Source organism: Actinomadura sp. CNU-125 (assembly GCF_001942465.1).
Taxonomy (GTDB): domain Bacteria; phylum Actinomycetota; class Actinomycetes; order Streptosporangiales; family Streptosporangiaceae; genus Spirillospora.
The window spans coordinates 1-5,165 of the sequence record NZ_MKJY01000325.1; the positions used below are offsets into that span (position 1 = coordinate 1).

The window sequence follows — 5,165 nt, forward strand, 5'->3', positions numbered from 1 at the left end:
CACCCGTCCCACGCGCACCGGAAACGCCCCGCTCATGGACAGGACGCGGGGAAGCGGCTCCGCCCGTCCGGTGCACGCCGCCACCGGGGTGGCCGCGTCCTTCGGAGGAGTCCTCTCGCGCGTCTGCGGACAGGACGCGGGGAAGCGGCTCCGCCCGTCCGGTGCACGCCACCGGGCTGGCCCCGCAGTTCGGGGGCCGGGGCATCGGGGGACGGGCGGTGGGCGGGGGCGCCTCGGCTCACGCGGGATTCCTCGGGGACGACCTTGAGCGCGGGGCGGGCGTCGTCCGGGGCGATCGTGCCGTCGGGGGCGGGAACCGACAGGAGGCGCGGCGGTCGCGGCCCGCTCCCTCGGCGATGACCTCGGTGCGGCGGGCCCGGAGCCGGCCGTGGCCCGGGCCGAGGCCCTCCCACGAGGGCGCGGCCGTGCGCAGGCGCAGCCGGACGCCCGGCCAGCCGGGCTCGGCGGCGAGCGCGAGCACCGTGCCGTGCCTGCGGGCGAGCGCGGACAGCCGCCGGACGGCGGCCGGGTCCGGCCGCTCGGGCGGGTGCAGCAGCACCAGGTCGTCGGCCTCCAGCAGCGCCGCGACCACGGTCCGCCCAGCGGTCGCCGGGTTCGTTCGACCAGCAGCAGGAGGTCCGGGGCGGCGCCCATCCCGGCGGCGGCCCGCACGCCGAACGCCGGGCAGGCCGAGGACGCCGAACCAGCCGCCCGTCCCGTCCGTGCCGCCGTGCCGGGACGCGCCCGCGACGAGCGCCGCGGCGAGCGAGGCGGCGGCGGGGCCGTCGAGGCCGACGAGCGAGCCCGCGCGCAGCCCGTCGGGCAGGACGGCGCGCAGCGCGGGCAGTACCGGTACCGCCCGCGCCGCGCCCGTGCCCGGCGACACGGCGTCGCGCAGCGCGGTCGCGTCGCGCAGTGCCGCCTCGGCCACGTCCGTCCCCTTCCCGTTCCCGCCTAATTTCGAACACCGGTTCGATCGATGTCAAGTTATCGCAGGTCACACGGTGGTTCGGCGGAGGCCGGAAGGCCCTGCCCGGTAAGGGCGGACGCGACTTGCGAGGCATTATGGACAGCATGACGACCGATGTGCGGACCATCGCCTGGACGGGCGACGCCCTGCGGCTGCTGGACCAGACCGTCCTGCCCGCCCGCGTCGAGCACCTGGAGGTGCGGGACGTGGACGCGCTCGTGGACGCGATCCGGCGGCTCGTCGTGCGCGGCGCGCCGCGCTGGGCGACGCGGGCGCGTTCGGCGTCGCGATCGCCGTCCGCCAGGCCGCCCGGGAGGGGTGGGATCGACGCGCCCGCGACGCCGCGATCGCCCGCGTCCGGGAGGCCCGGCCCACGGCGAGAACCTCGCGGCGGGCGTCGACCGGGTCGTGCCCCGGGTCCCCGAGGGCGCCGCCGCCGTCGCGGCCGAGGCGCAGGCCGTCTTGGACGAGGACGTCCGCGCCAACCGGGCGATCGGTGCGCACGGCGCGGACTGGCTCGCCGCCCGCTGTCCCGGCCGTCCGCTCCGCCTGCTGACGCACTGCAACGCGGGCGCGCTCGCGACCGCCGGTTGGGGGACGGCCCTGGGCGTCGTCCGCGAACTGCACGCCCGCGACCGGATCGAGCTGGTTTACGCCGACGAGACGCGCCCGCTCCTGCAGGGCTCGCGGCTCACCGCCTGGGAACTGCACGAGTCGGGCATACCGTGCGTGGTGCAGGCCGACGCGGCGGCCGCGGGCACGATCATGCGGGGGCTCGTGGACGCGGCGGTCATCGGCGCCGACCGGATCGCGGCCAACGGCGACACCGCGAACAAGGTCGGTTCCCTCGGGGTGGCGCTGGCCTGCGCGGCGGCCGGGATCCCGCTGCTGGTCGCGGCGCCGTGGAGCACGGTCGACCGGGCGACGGAGTCCGGCGCCGACATCCCCATCGAGGAGCGCGCCGCCGACGAGATCCTCGCCTTCGGCGGGACCCGCACGGCCCCGGACGGCGTCGCCGCGTTCAACCCCGCGTTCGACGTGACGCCCGCGCGGCTCGTCACCGCGCTCGCGACCGAGACGGGCGTCCTGGAAGTGTCCGCGGGCGCCGTCCCCGCGAGTTGTCCACAACTCCGCGAACCTCTGACGGAACGTCCGGCCCGCCTGTGATCATGCCTTATGTGACCACACCGACTCCACCGCCCCCGGCAGTCCTGGAAGCCGTACTCGAACGCATCACCTACGCCAACGACGAAACCGGCTACACGGTCGCCCGGGTCGCCACCGACCGCGGCGGCGCCGACCTGCTGACGGTCGTCGGTGCGCTGCTGGGCGCCCAGGCGGGGGAGAGCCTGCGGCTGACGGGACGGTGGCGCTCGCACCCGAAGTACGGGCGCCAGTTCGAGGTCGAGTCGTACACGACGGTGCTGCCCGCGACCGTCCAGGGCATCCGGCGCTACCTCGGCTCCGGGATGATCAAGGGCATCGGGCCGGTGATGGCCGACCGGATGGTCGAGCACTTCGGCACCGACATCCTGCGGATCATCGAGGAGGAACCGAAACGCCTCGTCGAGGTGCCCGGCCTCGGCCCGAAACGCACCAAGCGGATCGGCGACGCCTGGGAGGAGCAGAAGGCCATCAAGGAGGTCATGGTCTTCCTGCAGGGCGTCGGCGTCTCCACCTCCCTGGCCGTCCGCGTCTACAAGCAGTACGGGGACGCCTCCGTCGACACCGTCCGCCGCGACCCCTACCGCCTCGCCGCGGACGTGTGGGGCATCGGCTTCAAGACCGCCGACACGATCGCGCAGGCGATCGGCATCCCGCACGACAGCCCCGAACGGATCAAGGCCGGGCTGCAGTACACGCTGTCGGAGGCCGCCGACAACGGGCACTGCTTCCTGCCGGAGCCGAACCTCGTCACCGACGCCGAGAAGATCCTCGGGGTGCCCCGCGAGCTGATCGTCCCCGCGCTCGACGAACTGGCCGCGGCCGAGGGCGTGGTGCGCGAGCCGATCCCCCGGGACGAGGAGGGCGCGACGATCCCCGCCGTCTACCTCGTCCCGTTCCACCGAGCGGAACGCTCACTCGCGCGGGGCCTGCACGAACTCCTCGACGCCAAGGAGGACCGCCTCAAGGCGTTCGCCGACGTCGAATGGGAGAAGGCGCTGCCCTGGCTCAGGAAGCGTACCGGCACCGACCTCGCCGCCGAACAGGAAGAGGCCGTCAAGCTCGCCCTCACCTCCAGGGTCGCCGTCCTCACCGGCGGCCCGGGCTGCGGCAAGAGCTTCACCGTCCGGTCCGTGGTCGAGCTCGCCGCCGCCAAGAAGGCCAAGATCGTCCTGGTCGCGCCCACCGGCCGCGCCGCCAAGCGCCTCGCCGAGCTGACCGGCCACGAGGCGGCCACCGTCCACCGCCTCCTCCAACTTCAGCCCGGCGGCGACGCCGCCTACGACCAGGACAACCCCCTGGACGCCGACCTGATCGTCGTCGACGAGTCGTCGATGGTCGACCTGATCCTGGCGAACAAGCTCGTCAAGGCCATACCCCGCGGCGCGCACCTGCTCCTGGTCGGGGACGTCGACCAGCTCCCGTCCGTCGGCGCCGGCGAGGTGCTCGCCGACCTCCTCGCCTCCGCGGCGATCCCGCGCGTGCGCCTCACGAAGATCTTCCGGCAGGCGCAGCAGTCCGGCATCGTCGTCAACGCCCACCGCGTCAACTCCGGCGACCACCCGCACACCAGCGGCTATCCCGACTTCTTCCTGTTCCCCTGCGAGGAACAAGAGGAGGCGGCGGAGACGACCGTGGACGTCATCGCCAACCGCATCCCCCGCAAGTTCGGCCTCGACCCCCGCCGCGACGTCCAGGTCCTCGCGCCCATGCACCGCGGCGCCGCCGGTGCGGGCGCCCTCAACGCGCTCCTCCAGGAGGCCCTCACCCCGCACGACGACTCCCGCCCCGAACGCCGCTACGGCGGCCGCGTCTTCCGCGTCGGCGACAAGGTCACGCAGCTCCGCAACAACTACGACAAGGGCGAGGCCGGGGTGTTCAACGGCACCGTCGGCGTCGTCACGAAGGTCTCCCTCGAAGACCAGTCCCTCACCGTCCTGACCGACGAGGACGAGAGCATCGACTACGCGTTCGACGAACTCGACGAACTCGCCCACGCCTACGCGATCACGATCCACCGCTCGCAGGGCAGCGAGTACCCGGCCGTGGTCGTCCCGCTCACCACCGGCGCCTGGACGATGCTGCGCCGCAACCTCCTGTACACCGGCATCACCCGCGCGAAGAAGCTGGTCGTCCTCGTCGGTTCCCGCCGCGCCCTGGCCGCCGCCGTCCGCACCGCCGGTGCGGGACGCCGCCACACCGCCCTCCGCCAACGCCTCGACCACCGCTGACCCGACCGCCGCCCGCACCGTCCACCGAACGGCCACCCCGCCCCGACCAAGGCCCGGCGCCAAGGACGGGCGGGACGGTCTGTGCCGCGCTTTCGGGCTCGCGTTCGTCGGTGCCGGGTGCGTGGTGCATCGTTGGTGCGCACCGGCCGAGGTGTGCGCCGCGTTTCCTTTGCCGCCTGACTTCGTCGGCCCGTTTACAGCGGTGGGGCGCGGTGCAGGCGGCGCAGGACGAGCGCGAGGTGCAGGCGGAACCGGCCCGGCGCGTCGTCGAGCGGCCAGCCGGTGAGCCGTTCCGCCTGGACGAGCCGTTCCTGCAGCGTCGAGTGGTGCACCCGCAGGTCGCCGCCGCGGCCCGCACGCTGGACGCGCCCGCGACGGCGTCGAGTGTCGCGAGCATCCACGGCGCGGCCCGCGCCGCGTGCTCCACGGCCGCGACGTCCGCGATCTCGGGCGTGTCCGGCCCGACGGTCCGCGCCAGCACCATCCAGCGCCCGCCTCGACGGCGTGCACGACCCGGGGCCCGGGGTCGCCGGGCGTGCCCTCGGCGGCGAGCCGCAGCGCCGCCCGCGCCGCCTCCCACGACTCCGGCAGGCCGTCGACCCCGACCGCGGGCCCGACTCCCGCCCGCACCCCCTCCGGCAGCTCGCCCCGCGCGCCCGGCCGACGCGCCCCACGCCCGTCCCGGCCCTCCTTCGTCGAGCGACCGCCCGCCAAGCCGCCATCCCGTGCCCTGGCCGCCGAGCGCTCCGGCCCGGTCTCCGGCGGCCGCGTGCCTCTCCCCGACTTCGGCCGCCGAGCGT

General features: G+C 75.0%; 4 protein-coding genes. 2 read left to right on the plus strand and 2 right to left on the minus strand.

Translation table 11 applies throughout. The features are described from left to right. Window positions 1-238: 238 nt before the first annotated feature. Window positions 239-931, minus strand: coding sequence for a hypothetical protein (locus BJF79_RS54080; RefSeq protein ID WP_075902810.1), 693 nt, complete (start codon window positions 929-931; stop codon window positions 239-241). A 447-nt stretch (window positions 932-1,378) separates the two neighbouring features. On the opposite strand from BJF79_RS54080, the gene mtnA reads away from it, so the two are divergent. Next, the gene (mtnA, locus tag BJF79_RS31185) at window positions 1,379-2,137 is read left to right on the plus strand and encodes an S-methyl-5-thioribose-1-phosphate isomerase (RefSeq protein WP_262402791.1); all 759 of its coding nucleotides are present in this window, start codon (window positions 1,379-1,381) and stop codon (window positions 2,135-2,137) included. A gap of 11 nt (window positions 2,138-2,148) precedes the next feature. Beyond that, a complete protein-coding gene (locus BJF79_RS31190; protein WP_262402792.1) occupies window positions 2,149-4,365 on the plus strand; it encodes an ATP-dependent RecD-like DNA helicase in 2,217 nt (738 codons plus the stop codon). 194 nt (window positions 4,366-4,559) lie between these two features. Here BJF79_RS31190 and BJF79_RS62330 read toward each other — a convergent pair whose 3' ends face one another. Continuing rightward, the gene (locus BJF79_RS62330) at window positions 4,560-4,766 is read right to left on the minus strand and encodes a helix-turn-helix domain-containing protein (protein WP_075902812.1); all 207 of its coding nucleotides are present in this window, start codon (window positions 4,764-4,766) and stop codon (window positions 4,560-4,562) included. Window positions 4,767-5,165 lie beyond the last annotated feature (399 nt).